Here is an 18,336-nt window from a genome sequence, read left to right as displayed (position 1 = left end):
AATCCTGGGAGCGCTTCGCACTCCAGCGGGAGCAAGCTCTCTCGCCACAGTCAAACTGTCTAGGTTGGCACCTGCTCACGCCGCATCCACCGCTCGAACGCCAAGGCATTGAGCGGCCGGCTGATCAGGTAGCCTTGGGCCGTGTCGCAGTTCCAGCGTTTGAGCAAGGTGAGGCTGTGCTCGAACTCCACGCCCTCGGCCACCACCTTGAGCCCCAGGCTATGACTCATCTCGATGGTGGAACGCACGATCACGCCGTCGCCGCTGGTGCTGTCGAGGTTGCGCACAAAGGACTGGTCGATCTTCAGCTCTTGCACCGGTAGGCGCTGCAATTGGGCGAGGGACGAGTAGCCGGTGCCGAAATCATCCACCGACAGGCTGATTCCGCAATTGCGCAGCTGCTCCAGCACGCTGAGGGCCTGCTGCGGGTTGTGCATGATGGCGCTCTCGGTGATTTCAAAAATCAAATGCTCGGCGTCCACGTGGTATTGGGCCAATAGCGCAGTGACGCGAATGGCCAAGTCATCATCCGCCAAGTCGTTCACGGAGATATTCACCGACAGTTGGATAACCAGCCCACGCTGCGCCCATTCGGCAATCTGGCGGATGGCTTCCTCGATCACCCACAGCGTTAGCGCGCTCATGCTACCGGTGCGTTCGGCCAGGGGAATGAACTCCCCGGGGGACACTTGCCCCAGCGTCGGGTGTTGCCAACGCAGCAAGGCTTCAGCCTGGCTCACATGGCCGTGCCGCAGATCGAGCTTGGGCTGGTAGCACAGGTACAACTCGCCTTCGATCACGGCGCGGCGCAAGTCGCGAATCAGGGTGATCTGGCGTTGGTGGGCGAGGTCGCGGTCCGGTTGGTAGATCTGCAAATGCCCCGGCAGGTTGGCCGCGTCGTGCCGGGCGATGGCCGCGCGGTTGATCAACTCTTCCACCTGCTGCCCATCAGCAGGGTACGCGGCGATGCCGATGCTCACTTCATGGCGCACTTCGTCATTGCCGATGCGCAGGGGTTGGGTCAACGCCCCATGCAACTGGTCGGCGCGGGCCACGGCTGAGTCGATCTCGGTGTTTTCCAGCAACAACAGAAACTCACTGCCGGCGATGCGTGCTGCGGTGTCGCTGGCCAACAGGCTGCTGGACAAGCAGCGGCTGGCCTCGCACAACATGTGCTCGACACCTTCGGGGCCAAACCCTTCGTTGATGACTCGGTAGTTTTCAATCCCCACGTACAGCAACACCACCGGCCGCCGTGCGCTGATCGCGCTGCCCAGGCGCTCCATGGCCAGGGCGCGGTTGGGCAGGCCGGTGAGCGGGTCATGCAAGGCATTGTGGGCCAGTTGCCGCTCGCGCAGGGCGATGCCGCTTTGCATGGCATTGAACGCACGCGCCAGCAGGCCGAACTCATCGTGGCTGCGCACCCGCACCGGGGTGCGGTAGTCACCGGCCCCGATCCGTTCAGCGGCTTGCACCAGCGCATTGAGGGGGCGTGACACTCGCCGCGCCAGGAATAATGCCACCGCCAGCGAGACCAGCAGCACCGCCAGGGCAATCCCCATGAACTGCCGGTCCAGCGGCGCGAAGGATTCCAGCGCATGGTCCAGCGGGCTTTGCAGCAACACGCGCACTTCATCGCCTTCGCCGCTGTTGGCCAAGGGCAACACTTGGCTGAGCACACGCTGGCCATGGAACAGCTGGATCTTCGCCTCAGGATCGACCTGCGTGCCATGCAAGAGGCTGATGATGCTTGGGCGCCAATTGCCATGGTGGGTGGTGAACAGCTGACCGAGATGGCCGTCCTGCACACTGAGGAACGACACCTCCAGGTTGCTCATGGAGCGCAGTTCATGGGCGAATTGCGTGTCCATGGGAAAGCCCATGACCACGCGTGCGATCGGCACAGGCCCGAGCACATCTTTTTGCACCAGCAAATAGGGGCGCCCGGCCATGGCGACGATCAACATTTGCTGGCCGCTGCGCCGCGCCTTGCGCAAGGCATCGGCATACGGGAACAGCTGGCCGCGCGTCTGCATCAGCAGGGTACTGACCATGACCCTGTCATCCAGGCCCAGCACCATCACTTCGCTGGAACTGACCCCGGTGCCATGGGTGCCCAGGGCCTCCAGGATCGGCAGCGTCCGGCCGCCGGCCACCGCCTGCTTGAACGGCCCATCGGCGGTGAGCCAGTCCAACCCGTACTGCAAGCGCCGCCCGCGCAGGTCCAGCAGGCGCTCGAACACCTGCCGCCCCGTGTTCAGCTGTACGTCGGCCTGGTTCTCCACCGCCCGAGTGGTGGCAGCGTTCACGGCAAAATAGGTGGCGGCCACGACCACCAGCAACAACAGCGCCAGCACCCCGGCTATGCGGGTCTGAAACGTGTGGCGCCAGTGCATGGCCGCGCCCTCGGGCCGTGCTCGTCGCTCTTGGCCGTGCTTTCCTTGTGTCATACGCGTCCCTGCCGACTGCTAACCGGCGTCAAAAAAACATCCTTTTTAATGGATTATTTTATTTAGGCAGGTTAGCTGGGACTGAGGATAAGTAAACCCAATAAACACAAGGATTTCGTAGTCATATTTTTGACAAAAACAACATAAATATAAGCATAGCCATGCCTCGCCGCTCGTCGGCACTGTCATTTCTCACAGCTAGGCAACCTGCGTCGTAAGCGCCCTGAATAAGGAGCCACTCGACCTAAGGAGGATCCTGGGTCGCGTCTTGCTTACATTTATTGAGGTGTTCAACCGTGACCTACGATCAACTGCCTATCCTACCCCCGCCCCTCGCCTGCCTGCCTGCGGTAGCGCGCAAAAAACGTAGCCAGGACTCCATCGGGCGCTTGCCCGATGCACTTGTTCCCAATGGCTGCACCCAAATACCCTTCTCCGATCTGGAGCTGATCATCCCCAACCTTACTTCCATCCCAAACACTGACGGCGCACTGAACAACGCCGCATTGACGGTCAACGCCCTCGGGGTGATTTGCATCCTCCTTGCGTGGGCCCAACAAGATGAGGGGGATTTCGTCTATCTGGAGCTCAACGGCATACGAGTGGCCCACTACACCCTCACAGAAGATGATGAAAAGCAAAACAAACACGTTAAGTTGGCCATAGAGAGCGTCAGGTTTATCGACCAGGCCCATAACACACTACAAGCTTTCGTCAGACGCCTAAGCGGAACCACTGACAGGACCAAAACGTTCAGTATCTGGGTGGATACCAAAGCCCCCGGGGGGCTGGACCCTCAGGCCAGTACGCCGATTATCAACGAAAACCTGGCACGCGTTACGTTCGAAGATCCAACCATTGAGGCCTTTGGCATCGTGAATCCCGCGGATGCGCAAAAAGGCGTCAGGGTCATCGTTGATAATTACCCGCTGAACCCGTTAGTGGATCAGGTTCACCACCGCAAAGAAGGTGATGTGATCTATATGAGTATTGGCGGTTGGCTTGTTACTCACACGGTGACCCATTTTGAAGCCTCCGGGAACGCCCCCATCATTATGACCATCAATTTCGGCGACTGGCAGAAAGTGACACCGGGGCCGAATATTCTTGAGTGGTATGTAAGGGACAAGGCCGGAAACCAATCCATCGGTTTTTCCATCCCAAGGGTCATACAAAATAGGGTGAGCGGGGGCACCAACCCGCAACTGATAGAGGGTCACGTTACCGAGTCCGAATACGACCCTGTTTCAGACGAGGAATACATCGATAAGGACGCGCACTCCAATGACCTGAACTTCGAGGTACCGTTAAGAAATCATGGGTGGCAGGTCAACGATGAAATACATGTCACCTATTTAGGGCTGACTCATACGGGAAGCCTTAAGCACACTGAATCTTATGAAGTGCTGCAGCCAAACCTGGTTCGCGTATCCATTCCGTTGCCATTGCCCTTTGTAAAACAACTGGCGGAAGGCCGTTTAATGGCTTTCTATGAGCGGATTCGCGCAGGGCAGCCCAATACACCTTCTAACGCTGCCATTTACAGCGTGCGTGGCACGCCGGTCGATAACCGTCGCCCGGCGCCACTGGTACACGGCCTGGTGGGGGGGACGCTGCCTGATACCAACCCAGTGCATATCACCGTACCCGGCGCGGAACTGCCTCTGAGTGACAAAGTTGACCTAATCATTGAAGGCAGAGCAGCCAACGGCAACATCGTGTACGAGCGCTTCACCGAAATCTCCAGCGGTGGCGATATTGACTACTTATTGGACTACCGCACATTTGAGCCATTGGAGGGCTCCACCTTCACCGCCTACTATCTAGTCAACAACGATGCGGCAAACCCCTCGCAATCGGTGACTGTACCGGTCGGTGATATTTCAATCTCACTCCCTCCACCACGATCACCTGAAGCTCCACCGCCTGACCACCAATTTGACGAGCTTATCAACAAAGGCAACCTCAAAGCGTTCGTGGATCCCCACCCGAGCATCTGGTTGAATGATGAGGTACGGATGGTTGCGACAGGCAGTAAGCCGGGGGGCAGCATTACCTCAGCATGGCTGAAGGTGACCAGCGTGTGGTATGGCTCGGCCTTGCCCTTTACCATTGCCCGCGCGATCGTCCTGGCTAACAAAGATGCAAGCATGGCGCTGCACTGGGAGGTCCGCACACTGCCTACGGACATCCCGCTAAAGTCCCTGCCGTTGGTGGTCAAAGTGGGGGCGGCGCTACAGCTCAGCGAATGTCCGACCTTGCTGGAGGCCACCCCGGTGTCGTCTTGCATCATGCGGCTTGACCCGCTGAATGTCTGGACGCCCTCTCCTCGCATCACGACGTTCCGGGTCAAGTACCCCATGCTGGAGAGTGATCTTGTCACTCTGCGTGTAGTCGGAAAACACGGGGTGGGTACACCCGCCATTCCCAGCAAACCCGGCAAGCCAGAAGCTGGCCATGATTACATTTCGTTCTCTTACCTGAGTAACTTTGTTGGCGCTTACGTCGGGGAGTCGTTTGAAGTTTATTTCGAGGTACTGCGCGACAACATCAGGACGGACTCTAGACGACTCACGGTTGAAGTGGATAAGTTCTCTGACCAGACACTTAATCTGCTGAGCGTGCCTGCGGCCGCGGGTGGGGTGATCGATACCAACAAGGCGAACTCGGTACAGATTCGCGCCTTGCCGTTTTTCCGGGCCGGGCTTGCGGTCGGCATTGACCTGTTCAGTACGACCGACTTGCCGCTGCGGCGTGCCATTGATATAACCCCGGCAGAAGCCAGTGCCGGGCGTACTCTGGACTTGATACCGGCCGATTATTTGAGGGAGTTGCCGGATAACAGCCAGGTCAGAATCCGAGGTTGGATATCGTTGGATGGGACCAACTGCCTGGACACAGCCATATACTTTAATGAGGCGACTTACCGCACGCGCAAGGCACCGGGGGAGATTGTGCGAGAGATTGAAGTGGGGAATGGGCCGACGTATATCGTGGCCAGTCGGGACGGTAAAAAGGTTTGTGTGGCGAATGGACGGACGCCGTCGATTTCGGTGATTGATCTAGAGAACAATACGGCCCGGACGGTGAATACGGTTGGGAGTGTTATTCATGGTTTGGCGTTACATCCTTCGAACTCGAACCTGTATTTTTCGGTTGAAGGCTCGCACTATACCCAAACTACTCCCATACTAAACACTAGTAATTTCACTTTTCGCTACCCTTATTGGCTTGGCGGTCCTACCCAAGCAATATGCTTAAACCCAGGGGGATCGCGACTCTTTATAGGGCATTTAGGCGCCACTACCATTTACTATTGGAATACACAAACAGAACGAAACGAAACTTATCTCCACGCACAAAATAGCTCCAGAGCTATAATAACCAACCCACAAGGCACTGCGTTATATTCAGTTACTGAACAAACACATCGATATAATATCACCACTCGCACTCGCACTCACGTGGTCGCTAATAATGGAATCGCAAGTGCCCTCGCCCACTCCCCACTGTTCGCCACCCTCGAACGGCTATTTGTCTGTGTTCCCAACTTAGGAAAAGTTGATATCTACAACACCTACAACGATGGCCTTACCTACGTCAAATCCCTGACCGGGCTGGCAACCCCACGAGGCGTCGCCTTCCACCCAGTCAAACCGCTGGCCTACGTGACGGAGTACGCCAGTAACACCGTCCGCATCATCGACACCACCACCGAGGAACTGGTTGGCAGTATCCCTGGTTTCAACCAACCCACCGGCCTGGCTTGCAGCGAGGATGGCAGGTACTTGTTCGTCTGCAATTTCGGCAACAATACCGTAGCCGTAGTAAGCGTCTAAACACTTGCCAAGATGCCCCGTCTCCCGCGAGACGGGGCATTCACCCCTTGCATGCCCCCCCACTCCGCGCTTCCCCCGTTATTTCATGCAAATTGTTGCTAACGACGCCGCCCCATTGAAACCACCGCAACCCCGCCCCATCTAACCTGCATACTTACTGATGCAGGTGCCCCATGAGCGACCAGCAAGAATTTCCAGATTACGACCTCAACGATTACGCCGACCCCGAAAACGCTGAAGCCCCCTCGTCCAATACTGGCCTGGCCCTGCCTGGGCAAAACCTGCCGGACAAGGTCTTCATCATCCCGATCCACAATCGGCCGTTTTTCCCGGCCCAAGTGTTGCCGGTGATCGTCAATGAAGAGCCCTGGGCCGAAACCCTGGAGTTGGTGAGCAAATCCGACCACCACTCCCTTGCGCTGTTTTTCATGGACACGCCGCCCGAAGACCCACGCCACTTCGACACCTCCGCCCTGCCGTTGTACGGCACCCTGGTGAAGGTGCACCACGCCAGCCGCGAGAACGGCAAGCTGCAGTTCGTCGCCCAGGGCCTGACCCGCGTGCGCATCAAGACCTGGCTCAAGCACCACCGCCCACCGTACCTGGTGGAAGTCGAATACCCGCACCAGCCCAGCGAGCCGACCGATGAGGTCAAGGCCTACGGCATGGCGCTGATCAATGCGATCAAGGAACTGCTGCCCCTCAACCCGCTGTACAGCGAAGAGTTGAAGAACTACCTCAACCGCTTCAGCCCCAACGACCCGTCGCCGCTCACCGACTTTGCCGCCGCACTCACCTCGGCGACAGGTACTGAACTGCAGGAAGTGCTGGACTGCGTGCCCATGCTCAAACGCATGGAAAAAGTGCTGCCGATGCTGCGCAAAGAGGTAGAAGTCGCGCGTCTGCAAAAAGAGCTCTCCGCCGAGGTAAACCGCAAGATCGGCGAGCACCAGCGTGAGTTCTTCCTCAAGGAACAACTCAAGGTCATCCAGCAGGAACTGGGCCTGACCAAGGACGATCGCAGCGCCGATGTCGAACAGTTCGAACAGCGCCTGCAAGGCAAGGTGCTGCCGGCGCAAGCGAAAAAACGCATTGATGAAGAACTGAACAAACTGTCGATCCTGGAAACCGGTTCGCCGGAATACGCCGTCACACGCAACTACCTGGACTGGGCCACCTCGGTGCCGTGGGGCGTATACGGTGAAGACAAACTCGACCTCAAGCACGCGCGCAAAGTGCTCGACAAGCACCATGCGGGCCTGGATGACATCAAGAGCCGCATCCTCGAATTCCTCGCCGTGGGCGCCTACAAAGGCGAAGTCGCCGGTTCCATCGTGTTGCTGGTGGGCCCGCCCGGCGTGGGCAAGACGAGTGTGGGCAAGTCCATCGCCGAATCCCTGGGGCGGCCGTTCTATCGCTTCAGTGTCGGCGGCATGCGCGACGAGGCCGAGATCAAGGGCCACCGGCGCACCTACATCGGCGCCCTGCCCGGCAAGCTGGTGCAGGCGCTGAAAGACGTGGAAGTGATGAACCCGGTGATCATGCTCGACGAGATCGACAAGATGGGCCAGAGCTTCCAGGGCGACCCGGCGTCGGCGCTGCTGGAAACCCTGGACCCGGAGCAGAACGTCGAATTCCTCGACCACTACCTGGACCTGCGCCTGGACCTGTCCAAAGTGCTGTTTGTGTGCACCGCCAACACCCTGGACTCGATCCCGGGCCCGTTGCTGGACCGCATGGAAGTAATTCGCCTGTCGGGCTATATCACCGAAGAAAAAGTCGCCATCGCCAAGCGCCACCTGTGGCCCAAGCAGTTGGAAAAAGCCGGCGTGGCCAAAAACAGCCTGACCATCACCGACGGCGCCCTGCGCGCATTGATCGATGGTTATGCTCGGGAAGCCGGCGTGCGCCAACTGGAGAAGCAACTGGGCAAGCTGGTGCGCAAGGCGGTGGTCAAGCTGCTGGATGAACCGGAGTCGGTGATCAAGATCGGCAACAAGGACCTGGAAAGCTCCCTGGGCATGCCGGTATTCCGTAATGAGCAAGTGCTGTCCGGCACCGGCGTGATTACCGGCCTGGCGTGGACCAGCATGGGCGGCGCCACCTTGCCGATCGAAGCGACGCGCATCCACACGCTCAATCGCGGCTTCAAGCTCACCGGGCAGTTGGGTGAAGTGATGAAAGAGTCCGCCGAAATCGCCTACAGCTACATCAGTTCCAACCTGAAGTCGTTTGGCGGCGATGCGAAATTCTTCGACGAGGCCTTCGTGCACTTGCACGTGCCGGAAGGCGCCACGCCGAAAGACGGCCCGAGTGCCGGCGTGACCATGGCCAGTGCGTTGCTGTCCCTGGCCCGCAACCAACCGCCGAAAAAAGGCGTGGCGATGACCGGCGAACTGACTTTGACCGGGCATGTACTGCCGATTGGCGGGGTGCGCGAGAAGGTGATCGCGGCGCGGCGCCAGAAGATTCACGAGTTGATCTTGCCGGAGCCCAACCGTGGCAGCTTTGAAGAGTTGCCGGATTATTTGAAGGAAGGGATGACGGTGCACTTTGCCAAGCGGTTTGCGGATGTGGCGAAGGTGCTCTTCTGATAAATATCCAGACCTGATCATTCCCACGCTCTGCGTGGGAATACGTCCCGTGACGCTCCGCGTCACAAAGCGGACGCGGAGCGTCCAAGGCAACGTTCCCACGCAGAGCGTGGGAACGATCGGCCAACGCAAAAACCCACCTTGTCACACCTTGTCTCATCTTCGGTTATGCTCCCCCTTCGTCGTGTATTAACGGAGCCTTCATGACCGCTGCCCGCCTGTTTCTCCCCTTGAGCCTTGCCCTGCTGGCCGCATGCGCCAGTGCCCCCAAGCAAAACGTCAGCGTGGACAACCAGAGCGCCTGCCCGCTCCAGCTTAAAAACGGGCAAAACCTGATCCTCACCCTGCCCAGCAACCCCACCACCGGTTACCGCTGGGCCATCCAGGACTCCGCGGGCGGCGTGTTGCGCGCCTTGAGCCCTGAGGTCTACAGCAGCACCGAGTCCGGCGTGATCGGCGGGGGCGGCCAGTCCACCTGGCGCTTCCAGGCGTTTGCCGCAGGGCAAGGGCGTTTGCGCCTGACATCCCAGCAACCCTGGGAGCCAGAGGCCGAACCTGTCGAAACCTTTGACTGCGCCATTACGGTGAACTGATATGCCCTGGCTGATCCTTGCCTTGATGGGCGCCGGCACCTTTGTCTACGGCCTGGCGACCCATGCAACGCTGCTGTGCCTGCTGGTCAAGCCGCTGCCGGTGCTGGCGCTGCTGGGTTGGCTGCATGACGCGCCGCCCACCGAGTATCGACGCTGGATCAGCCTGGGGTTGATTTTTTCCGTGGTGGGCGACGTGTTACTTGCCTGGCCAGGCGACCTGTTTATCTTTGGCCTGGGCGCGTTTCTGTTCGCGCATTTGGCTTATCTCAAAGCTTATTTCAGTGACTGTCGGCGCTTGGCGCTGCTGCCGCTGGTGCTGGCCCTCGGCGTAGGCGCAATCTTGCTGAGCATCCTGATCTCCCACGGCCTCGGTGAACTGCTGATACCGGTGGTGGTTTACGCGCTGGTGATCAGCGCCATGCTCTGGCGTGCGTTGGCACGACTGGGCAGCGAGGTGCCCAAACGTTCAGCGTGGCTGGCGGCGGTGGGTGCGGTGTCGTTTGTGGTTTCCGACGCGCTGATCGGCATCAACCGGTTTGTGCTGGCGTTCGAGGCAGCGCCGTATTTGCTGATCACCACCTACTGGCTCGGGCAGTGGGGCATCACCGCCTCGGCTTTCCATCAGACAACCCGCGCATCCGAGGAGCAACTTGGCTAAAATGCCGGCCTTTCCCCCATCGTCGCCGGAACAGCCGTGAGCAAAGAACCCGATCGCCTATTCGCCCAGCCCCTGCCCCAGGTGCCGGACTTCGCCTTTAACGAGGATGTGGTGCGGGTGTTCCCGGACATGATCAAGCGCTCGGTGCCGGGCTACCCCACCATCGTCGAAAACCTCGGCGTGCTGGCCGCGCAATTTGCCCAACCGGGTAGCGTGCTGTATGACCTGGGCTCTTCCCTGGGCGCCGTGACCCAAGCCCTGCGTCGCCATGTACGCACCGAGGGTTGCCGGGTGATCGCCGTGGATAACTCCGCCGCGATGGTCGAGCGCTGCCGCGAATACCTCAATGGCCAAGACTCGATGTTCCAGGAGTTGCTGCCGGTGGAGGTGATCGAGGGCGACATCCTCGCCCTGCAATTCAAGCCCGCCTCGGTGGTGGCCCTGAACTTCACCCTGCAATTTATCGCCCCCCAGGAGCGCCTGGCGTTGCTGGGGCGCATTCGCCAGGCGCTGCTGCCGGGCGGGGCGTTGATCCTCTCGGAAAAGCTGCGCTTTAACGATGTTGAAGAGCACGCGCTGCTGACCGACCTGCATATCGCCTTCAAACGCGCCAACGGCTACAGCGAACTGGAAATCGCCCAGAAGCGCAGCGCCATCGAAAACGTCATGAAGCCCGACAGCCTCGAAGAACACCGCGAACGCCTGCTGGCGGCCGGGTTCTCGAAAGTCGTGCCGTGGTTCCAGTGTCTTAACTTTGCCTCGTTGATTGCCTTGCCATGATTGATTTGTCCCCCCTCGCCCGCCATCTGGTCGGCACTCCCCTGGCCGTGTGGGCCCAGGGCCTGCAAGCGCAGCTCGATAGCAAGATGGAAAAAGGCCATGGCGACCTGGAGCGCTGGCAGAGCGCCTTGGATGCACTGCCGAAGATCCAGCCCAACAGCGTAGATTTGCTCAACGGCCTGGTGCTGGACACCGATTGCGACGACGCCACCCGCGAACAGATGCACACGGCGCTGATGGGCCTGAGCCCCTGGCGCAAAGGCCCGTTCCATCTGTTCGGCGTGCATGTGGACACCGAGTGGCGTTCGGACTGGAAGTGGTCGCGGGTCGCGCCGCACCTGAACCTCAAAGGCAAGCGCATCCTCGACGTGGGCTGCGGCAACGGCTACTACATGTGGCGCATGCTCGGCGCCGGGGCCGACAGCGTGATTGGCGTGGACCCCAACTGGCTGTTCTTCTGCCAGTTCCAGGCAGTGCAGCGCTACTTGTCCGAGCCCAAGGCCTGGCACCTGCCGTTCCCGTTCGAAGACTTGCCGGCGAACCTGGAAGGCTTTGACACGGTATTTTCCATGGGCGTGTTCTACCACCGCCGCTCGCCCATCGAACATTTACTGGCGTTGAAGGACACCCTGGTCAAGGGCGGCGAGCTGGTATTGGAAACATTGGTGGTGGAAGGCGACCAACAACAAGTGCTGGTGCCAGAAGACCGTTACGCCCAGATGCGCAACGTGTGGTTCTTGCCGTCGGTGCCGGCGTTGATGCTGTGGCTGCGCCGGGCCGGGTTCAGTGACGTGCGGTGCGTGGATGTGAGCGTGACCACGGTTGAGGAGCAGCGTGGAACGCAGTGGATGAAGTATCAGTCGCTGAGTGATTTCCTGGACCCTGAGGATCACAGCAAGACCATTGAAGGGCTGCCGGCACCGATGCGGGCGGTGATCATCGCGCGCAAATAACACAACGCTCGTCCTGAAAAAATGGAGATCAACGGTGGGAGCTGGCTTGCCTGCGATAGCAGTGGGTCAGTCAATATTGGGCTGACTGACAGATGGCTATCGCAGGCAAGCCAGCTCCCACATTGATATTTCAGTGTTCTTTAGAGTGGTGGCTTGGCCCGGCGAGCCTTGAAGAACTCGCTCAGGACAGCCCCACACTCCTCGGCCAATACCCCGCCCTCAAACAACACCCGATGGTTAAGAAAACCCTGGGTAAAAAACTGCCCCTGGCTTTGCACGATGCCCGCCTTCGGCTCCAACGCGCCATACACCACCCGCGCCACCCGCGAATGCACGATCAGCCCGGCACACATGCTGCACGGTTCCAGCGTCACGTACAGCGTGCTGCCCACCAGCCGATAGTTGCTGATCGCCTGAGCAGCGGCGCGGATCGCGACCATTTCGGCATGGGCGCTGGGGTCGTTGCCACTGATGGGGCAGTTGAAGCCGCGGCCGATGATTTCACCGCCCTGCACCAGCACCGCACCCACCGGCACTTCGCCCAATGCAGCACCTTGGGCGGCGAGCGCCAGGGCTTCGCGCATAAAGTCCTGGTCGCGGCTGCGGTCGATAATCGCGGCGGGGCGAATCTGGCGCATCACGCCACCTCGATGGCGGCCATCAGGCCGGTTTCCATATGGTCGATCACATGGCAATGGAACATCCACACCCCTGGGTTATCCGCCACCAAGGCCACGCGGGCGCGTTCGTTCTTGCCCAGCAGGTAGGTGTCGGTGAAATACGGGATCACCTTGTGGCGGTTGGACGCAAGCACCTTGAAGCTCATCCCGTGCAGGTGGATCGGGTGCTGGTATTGGGTCATGTTCTTCAATTCGAAAATGTAGCTCTTGCCCTTCTCCAGCTTGGCAATCGGGCGGTCGGCACAGGTCTTGTCGGTGATGTCCCAGGCCTGGCCGTTGATCTGCCACAGGCTCGGCGGCTTGCCGTTTTCGACATTGACCGACACTGAACCGACCCATTCGAAATTGAAGTTGAGTTTCTCGGCATTGGCCAGGTCTGGCTCGGCAACCGGGTTGGCCGGCAATGCCGGTGGCCATGCGGTAGGCGCGTCGGTATTGGCGACAGAGCGGAAGGTGCCAAGGCGCACCGGGCCGTTGCGCAGCGACAGTTCTTCGCCCGCCGGTGGCGCTTTGATCGCCAGGCAGATGCGCATGCCCGGGCCCAGCCAATATTCCTTGCCCAACGGGCGCGGCTCGATGGGGTTGCCGTCCAACGCGTAGATCTGCGCTTCGACCCCGGGAATATTGAGGCGATAGGTCACAGTGTTATCGAGGTTGAGCAGGCGCACGCGGGTGATTTGCCCCGCCGGCAGGTCGATGACCGCCTGGGGCACCCCATTGATGGTCGACAGACGCCCGGCCGTGCCGCCACGCGCCGCTTCACGGGGGATGCTGAACTCGACAAACGCGCCCTCTTCGTCGATGTGCCAGTTCTTCAGGCTCAAGGTGCGTTCGTACTTGAAACCGGTGGGTTCGCGCTCTTCCACGATCAACGGGCCGACCAGGCCACGGCCGAGTTCTTCGCTGCTGCTCACGTGAGGGTGATACCAGTAGCTGCCGGCATCGGGTACGCGGAATTTATAGTCGAAGTATTCGCCAGGCAGCACCGGCAATTGCGAGACGTAGGGCACGCCGTCCATTTCCAGCGGCAGGCGGATGCCGTGCCAGTGGATGGTAGTGGCGACTGGAAGATGGTTGATAAAGCGCACCCGCAGCCACTCGCCTTGGCGCACCCGCAACTCGGTGCCTGGCGCCGAAGGGCCGAACGCCCAGGCTGGGGTTTTGTGCCCCGGCACCAACTCTACGTCCAGGGGCGCGGCGATCAGCTCGTAATCGTGCCCTGCCTCGGACTCAGCGACTTTCCCCAGCCAGTAGCGGTAGCCACCACCGGCACCGACGCCTACTACGGCCAGGCCAGCAAGACCACCCAGGATTTGTCGACGGGAAAAGGATCGGGACACAACAACCTCGCGTATCTGCCGCAGGCCAAGGGCCCGCAAAGGGCTGATACGATACACCTGCGTCGGCTAAACAGTAAGGCTTCGCATTGCCGCATGCCAAAAACGCCGACGACTCATCATGTGGGAGCTGGCTTGCCTGCGATTGCAGTGGGCCAGCTACGAATGCGTCAACTGACACTCCGCTATCGCAGGCAAGCCAGCTCCCACAATGATCTTCATTGTTTATCAGTGCTTGGCAGCGGCCAGAATCAGGGCTTTCATCTCGGCCACGGCGCCTTTGAAACCGACGAAAAGCGCGTGCGCGACCAGCGCATGGCCGATGTTCAGTTCGTTGATGCCCTTGATCGCTGCCACGGCTTCGACATTGTGGTAATGCAAGCCATGGCCGGCATTGACGATCAAGCCTTCGTTGAGCCCGCAGTTCACGCCGTCGATGATGCGTTGCAGTTCGTCTGCCACTTCGGTCGGCGTGGTGGCATCGGCATAACGGCCAGTGTGCAGCTCGATCGCCGGGGCGCCGACGCGGCGGGAGGCTTCGATCTGGCGTTCGTCGGCGTCGATAAACAGCGAGACTTCGCTGCCGATCCGCGACAGGCGCTCCACCGCGGCCTTGATCCGCGCTTCCTGGCCGGCGACGTCGAGGCCGCCTTCGGTGGTCAGCTCCTGGCGAGTTTCCGGTACCAGGCAGATATGCGCCGGGCGAATGCGCTCGGCGAACGCCATCATTTCTTCGGTGACGCCCATTTCGAAGTTCATGCGGGTTTGCAGCACGTCCTTGAGCAGCAGCACATCGCGCTCCTGGATGTGACGGCGGTCTTCGCGCAGGTGCACGGTGATGCCGTCGGCGCCCGCCTCTTCGGCGTCCAGCGCGGCCTTGACCGGGTCAGGGTAACGGGTGCCCCGGGCCTGGCGCAGGGTGGCGACATGGTCGATGTTGACGCCAAGAAGAATGCGATTGCTGGTGGTCACGGAAGCGCTCCTGAAAAGGGAAAGAATCGGTGCACAGCATACACGGGGATGTCAGGGCTTTCGAAACAACTCGCGACTGACCAGCGGCCGCCCGCCCAGGTGCACGGCCAGGGCCTGGCGCATCAGGCGCTTGGCGGCGGACAGCGCACCGGGAGCGTGCCAGTCGGCTTCACTCATGGCCAGCAGTTCGGTGCCCTGAAACAGGCCGGGCTGCAGCAGGTACACGCGCTCAAGCCCCGCATCGACTTGCAGGCGATACATGCCATCGGCGGCGATGGGCTCTCCGTGCAAGTCGTTGGCCAGTTCGAAGCCGTAGCCAAGGTCGTCGAGCAAACGCCATTCGAAAGCGCGCAGCAGCGGTTCCAGCGGACGGCCTTCAGCGAGGGCCAGCAAGGTGGCAGCGTAGTGATCAAAGACTGCCGGGTGCGGGTCTTCGGCGGGCAGCAGGCGGATCAGCAGCTCATTGAGGTAAAGGCCGCTGAATAACGCATCGCCATTGAGCCAGGCAGAGGTGCCAACGCTTTCCAGGCGGCCGACGTTTTTCAGCTCGCCCTTGCCGCGAAACTCCACGTCCAGCGCCACGAACGGCCGCGCCAAGGTGCCCGCCTTGCCCCGCGCGCTGCGCAATACCGCGCGCAGGCGGCCTTGGGGCGTGAGGAAGTCCACCAGCGCACTGGTTTCGCGGTAGGCGCGGCTGTGCAGGACATAGGCAAGTTGGCTGGGGGGGGAGGCGGACATGAGGCTCTCTCGCAGAACGTGAAACAGCGCCGATCCAATGTGGGAGCGGGCTTGCCCGCGATGGCGGCGTCACAGTCAACATCTCTGCCGAATGTTACATCCTCATCGCGGGCAAGCCCGCTCCCACAAAGTTTTGCAGTGTGTTCGAGGCCCGTTACAGGTCGCCGTAGCCCAGGGAGCGCAACGCACGCTCATCATCGGACCAGCCACCCTTCACCTTCACCCACAGGTTGAGCATGATCTTGGAGTCGAACAGCAACTCCATATCCTTGCGCGCTTCGGTGCCGATGCGCTTGATACGCTCGCCCTTGTCGCCAATGATGATTTTCTTCTGGCCGTCACGTTCGACGAGGATCAGCGCATGAATGTGCAAGGTCTTGCCCTGCTGCTTGAACTCTTCGATTTCGACGGTGATCTGGTACGGCAGCTCGGCGCCCATCTGGCGCATGATTTTCTCGCGGACCAGTTCGGCGGCGAGGAAGCGGCTGCTGCGGTCGGTGATCTGGTCTTCCGGGAAGAAGTGCTCGTTTTCTGGCAGGTAACCGGCGATCACGCGCTCCAGGGCTTCGAGGTTGTGGCCGTGCTGGGCCGAGATCGGCATGATCTGGGCGTTCGGCAGTTGCTCCTGCAACCAGGTCAGGTGCGGCATCAGCTCGGCTTTGTCTTCGATACGGTCGGTCTTGTTCAGCGCGACGATCAACGGGCCGGTCACGTATTGCACACGCTCGAGGACCATCTGGTCTTCGTCGGTCCACTTGGTGCGGTCAACCACGAAGATCACCACGTCGACGTCTTTCAACGCGGCCGAGGCGGTCTTGTTCATGTAGCGGTTCAGGGCTTTCTCGCCGCCTTTGTGCATGCCAGGGGTATCGACATACACCGCTTGCACGTTGCCTTCGGTCTTGATGCCCAGCATGTTGTGGCGGGTGGTCTGGGGCTTGCGCGAGGTGATCGCGAGCTTCTGGCCGAGGATGTGGTTGAGCAGCGTGGACTTGCCCACGTTCGGGCGGCCGACGATGGCAACATAGCCACAGCGTGTTGCGGTTGAATCAGTCATGGCCATTCTCCACGCCCAGGGCAATCAGTGCTGCAGCGGCCGCTACCTGTTCGGCAATACGACGGCTCACACCCTGACCTCGGCTTTTTTCGTTCAATAAAGTGATTTCACATTCCACGAAGAACACCCGGCAATGGGGCTCGCCCTGGATATCCACCACTTCGTAGCGTGGCAGTTCGCAACCGCGGGACTGCAGGTACTCTTGCAGGCGGGTCTTGGGATCCTTGTTGGTGTCTACCAGCGTCAGGCTTTCGATTTCCGAGGCCAGCCAGGCGACAACGCGTTCCTTGGCCGTCTCCATCCCGGCATCGAGGTAGATCGCACCGATCAAGGCTTCCAGGGCATCAGCCAGGATTGACTCGCGACGGAAACCGCCGCTTTTCAACTCACCGGAACCCAGCCGCAGGTACTCGCCCAGGCCAAAGCCTCGAGCCAGCACAGCCAGGGTCTCGCCTTTCACAAGGCGTGCGCGCAGGCGCGACAGCTGGCCTTCTCGCGCTTGGGGGAAGCGCTCGAACAGCGCCTCGCCGGCGGCGAAATTGAGGATAGCGTCACCGAGGAATTCCAGGCGCTCGTTATTGCGCCCTGCAAAGCTGCGGTGTGTGAGGGCAAGGACCATCAATTCCTGGTCCTTGAAGGTGTAGCCGAGCTGACGCTCGAGACGACTTAGAGAAACGGTCACGGTTTATCCATATCTAGTTGATGGCACCGGCGGCCATCGACGATTGACGCAGTGTTCAAATTCAAATCCTGATGGGTACCGGGCATCGGAAAATGTCCAAGCCCCAGAAAAGCATTCGGCGCTGTGTTCACAGCGCCGCTTGTATTACTTGATCAGCCCGACCCGCGAGAAGTTCGGCAGGTGGCTGAGCTTGGGTTCCGGCCAACTCATCCAGACCGCGAAGGCTTTGCCGACAATGTTCTCGTCGGGCACCATGCCCAGCAGGTCCTTGGGAATGTTGGGGTCATCCCAGTAGCGGCTGTCGTTGGAGTTATCGCGGTTGTCGCCCATCATGAAGTAATGCCCGGCAGGCACTTTCCACTGGCCATCCGGCATCGCGCGGTAGCGGCTCATTTCCTTGCGGATTTGGTGCTCCACCGCGCCGAGTTTTTCCTGGTACAGCTCGGCGCTGCCCAGGGTATTCGGCTCGGCGCCCAGCAGCTTCTCGGCCACCGACTCACCGTTGATGAACAGGCGCTTGTCGCTGGTGTAGCGCACCACGTCGCCCGGCAGGCCGACCACACGTTTGATGTAGTTGACGTTCGGGTCGCTTGGGTAGCGGAACACCATCACATCGCCGCGCTGCGGGTCACCCACGGGGATGACTTTCTTGTCGATCACCGGTAGGCGAATGCCGTAGGAAAACTTGTTCACCAGGATGAAGTCGCCCACATCCAGGGTCGGTTTCATCGACCCCGAAGGGATCTGGAACGGCTCTACCAGAAACGAGCGCAACACCAGCACGATGAACAACACCGGGAAGAACGACTTGCCGTACTCAACCAGCAAGGGCTCTTTGTTCAGCTTCTCGACCACCACCGCATCGGGCTGGCTGACGCTGCCCTGATAGGAAGCAATGGCCGCCCGACGACGCGGGGCGAAGAACACCAGATCGAGCAACGCCAGGAGACCACAGACGGCAACGGCAATGACCAGCAACAGCGGGAAATTTAGTGACATAGGA

Annotated in this window: 14 protein-coding genes; 6 read left to right on the top strand and 8 right to left on the bottom strand. The window is 60.2% G+C overall.

What is annotated here, in order from left to right; genetic code table 11:
- Window positions 1–59: 59 nt before the first annotated feature.
- Window positions 60–2,396, bottom strand: coding sequence for a putative bifunctional diguanylate cyclase/phosphodiesterase (locus tag JMV15_RS01235; RefSeq protein ID WP_201491229.1), 2,337 nt, complete (start codon window positions 2,394–2,396; stop codon window positions 60–62).
- A 350-nt stretch (window positions 2,397–2,746) separates the two neighbouring features.
- Between JMV15_RS01235 and JMV15_RS01230 the strand changes: the two genes are divergently transcribed.
- The 6 genes from JMV15_RS01230 to cmoB all read left to right on the top strand — a co-directional run bounded on the left by JMV15_RS01230 (window position 2,747) and on the right by cmoB (window position 11,867).
- A complete protein-coding gene (locus tag JMV15_RS01230; protein ID WP_038449035.1) occupies window positions 2,747–6,289 on the top strand; it encodes a YncE family protein in 3,543 nt (1,180 codons plus the stop codon).
- A 173-nt stretch (window positions 6,290–6,462) separates the two neighbouring features.
- A complete protein-coding gene (gene lon / locus JMV15_RS01225) occupies window positions 6,463–8,883 on the top strand; it encodes an endopeptidase La (RefSeq protein ID WP_201491228.1) in 2,421 nt (806 codons plus the stop codon).
- Between the two features lie 203 nt (window positions 8,884–9,086).
- On the top strand, window positions 9,087–9,476 hold the full coding sequence (locus tag JMV15_RS01220; protein WP_014717082.1) for a protease inhibitor I42 family protein: 390 nt from the start codon (window positions 9,087–9,089) through the stop codon (window positions 9,474–9,476).
- 1 nt (window position 9,477) lies between these two features.
- Window positions 9,478–10,134, top strand: a complete 657-nt coding sequence (locus JMV15_RS01215; protein WP_014717081.1) for a lysoplasmalogenase — start codon at window positions 9,478–9,480, stop codon at window positions 10,132–10,134.
- A gap of 36 nt (window positions 10,135–10,170) precedes the next feature.
- The gene (gene cmoA, locus JMV15_RS01210) at window positions 10,171–10,914 is read left to right on the top strand and encodes a carboxy-S-adenosyl-L-methionine synthase CmoA (protein WP_014717080.1); all 744 of its coding nucleotides are present in this window, start codon (window positions 10,171–10,173) and stop codon (window positions 10,912–10,914) included.
- Window positions 10,911–11,867, top strand: a complete 957-nt coding sequence (gene cmoB, locus JMV15_RS01205) for a tRNA 5-methoxyuridine(34)/uridine 5-oxyacetic acid(34) synthase CmoB (protein ID WP_020301206.1) — start codon at window positions 10,911–10,913, stop codon at window positions 11,865–11,867. Before cmoA ends, cmoB begins: the two co-directional genes overlap by 4 nt.
- 140 nt (window positions 11,868–12,007) lie before the next feature.
- Here the strand turns inward: cmoB and tadA are convergent, their stop codons facing one another.
- The 7 genes from tadA to lepB form a co-directional block, all read right to left on the bottom strand.
- On the bottom strand, window positions 12,008–12,505 hold the full coding sequence (gene tadA, locus JMV15_RS01200; protein ID WP_019817664.1) for a tRNA adenosine(34) deaminase TadA: 498 nt from the start codon (window positions 12,503–12,505) through the stop codon (window positions 12,008–12,010).
- Entirely contained in the window at window positions 12,505–13,887 is a 1,383-nt protein-coding gene (locus JMV15_RS01195; protein WP_038452078.1) for a multicopper oxidase family protein, read from the bottom strand. Before JMV15_RS01195 ends, tadA begins: the two co-directional genes overlap by 1 nt.
- 225 nt (window positions 13,888–14,112) lie before the next feature.
- Complete coding sequence (pdxJ, locus tag JMV15_RS01190; protein ID WP_003188860.1) at window positions 14,113–14,856, bottom strand: pyridoxine 5'-phosphate synthase; 744 nt, start codon at window positions 14,854–14,856, stop codon at window positions 14,113–14,115.
- Window positions 14,857–14,907: 51 nt separating this feature from the next.
- Window positions 14,908–15,594: a DNA repair protein RecO gene (gene recO, locus JMV15_RS01185; RefSeq protein ID WP_019817662.1), complete on the bottom strand. Its 687-nt coding sequence runs from the start codon at window positions 15,592–15,594 to the stop codon at window positions 14,908–14,910.
- A gap of 154 nt (window positions 15,595–15,748) precedes the next feature.
- Entirely contained in the window at window positions 15,749–16,651 is a 903-nt protein-coding gene (era, locus tag JMV15_RS01180) for a GTPase Era (RefSeq protein WP_005785147.1), read from the bottom strand.
- Window positions 16,644–17,333, bottom strand: coding sequence for a ribonuclease III (gene rnc / locus JMV15_RS01175; RefSeq protein WP_003188856.1), 690 nt, complete (start codon window positions 17,331–17,333; stop codon window positions 16,644–16,646). The genes era and rnc overlap by 8 nt, the downstream gene beginning before the upstream one ends.
- Window positions 17,334–17,477: 144 nt before the next feature.
- Window positions 17,478–18,332 carry a signal peptidase I gene (lepB, locus tag JMV15_RS01170; RefSeq protein ID WP_003188855.1) on the bottom strand — a complete coding sequence of 285 codons (855 nt, stop codon included), beginning with the start codon at window positions 18,330–18,332 and terminating at the stop codon, window positions 17,478–17,480.
- Window positions 18,333–18,336: the final 4 nt, after the last annotated feature.

Origin of the sequence: Pseudomonas paracarnis (genome assembly GCF_904063055.1) — a bacterium.
Lineage (GTDB): Bacteria > Pseudomonadota > Gammaproteobacteria > Pseudomonadales > Pseudomonadaceae > Aquipseudomonas > Aquipseudomonas paracarnis.
This window is presented reverse-complemented; position numbering and strand designations above follow the sequence as displayed.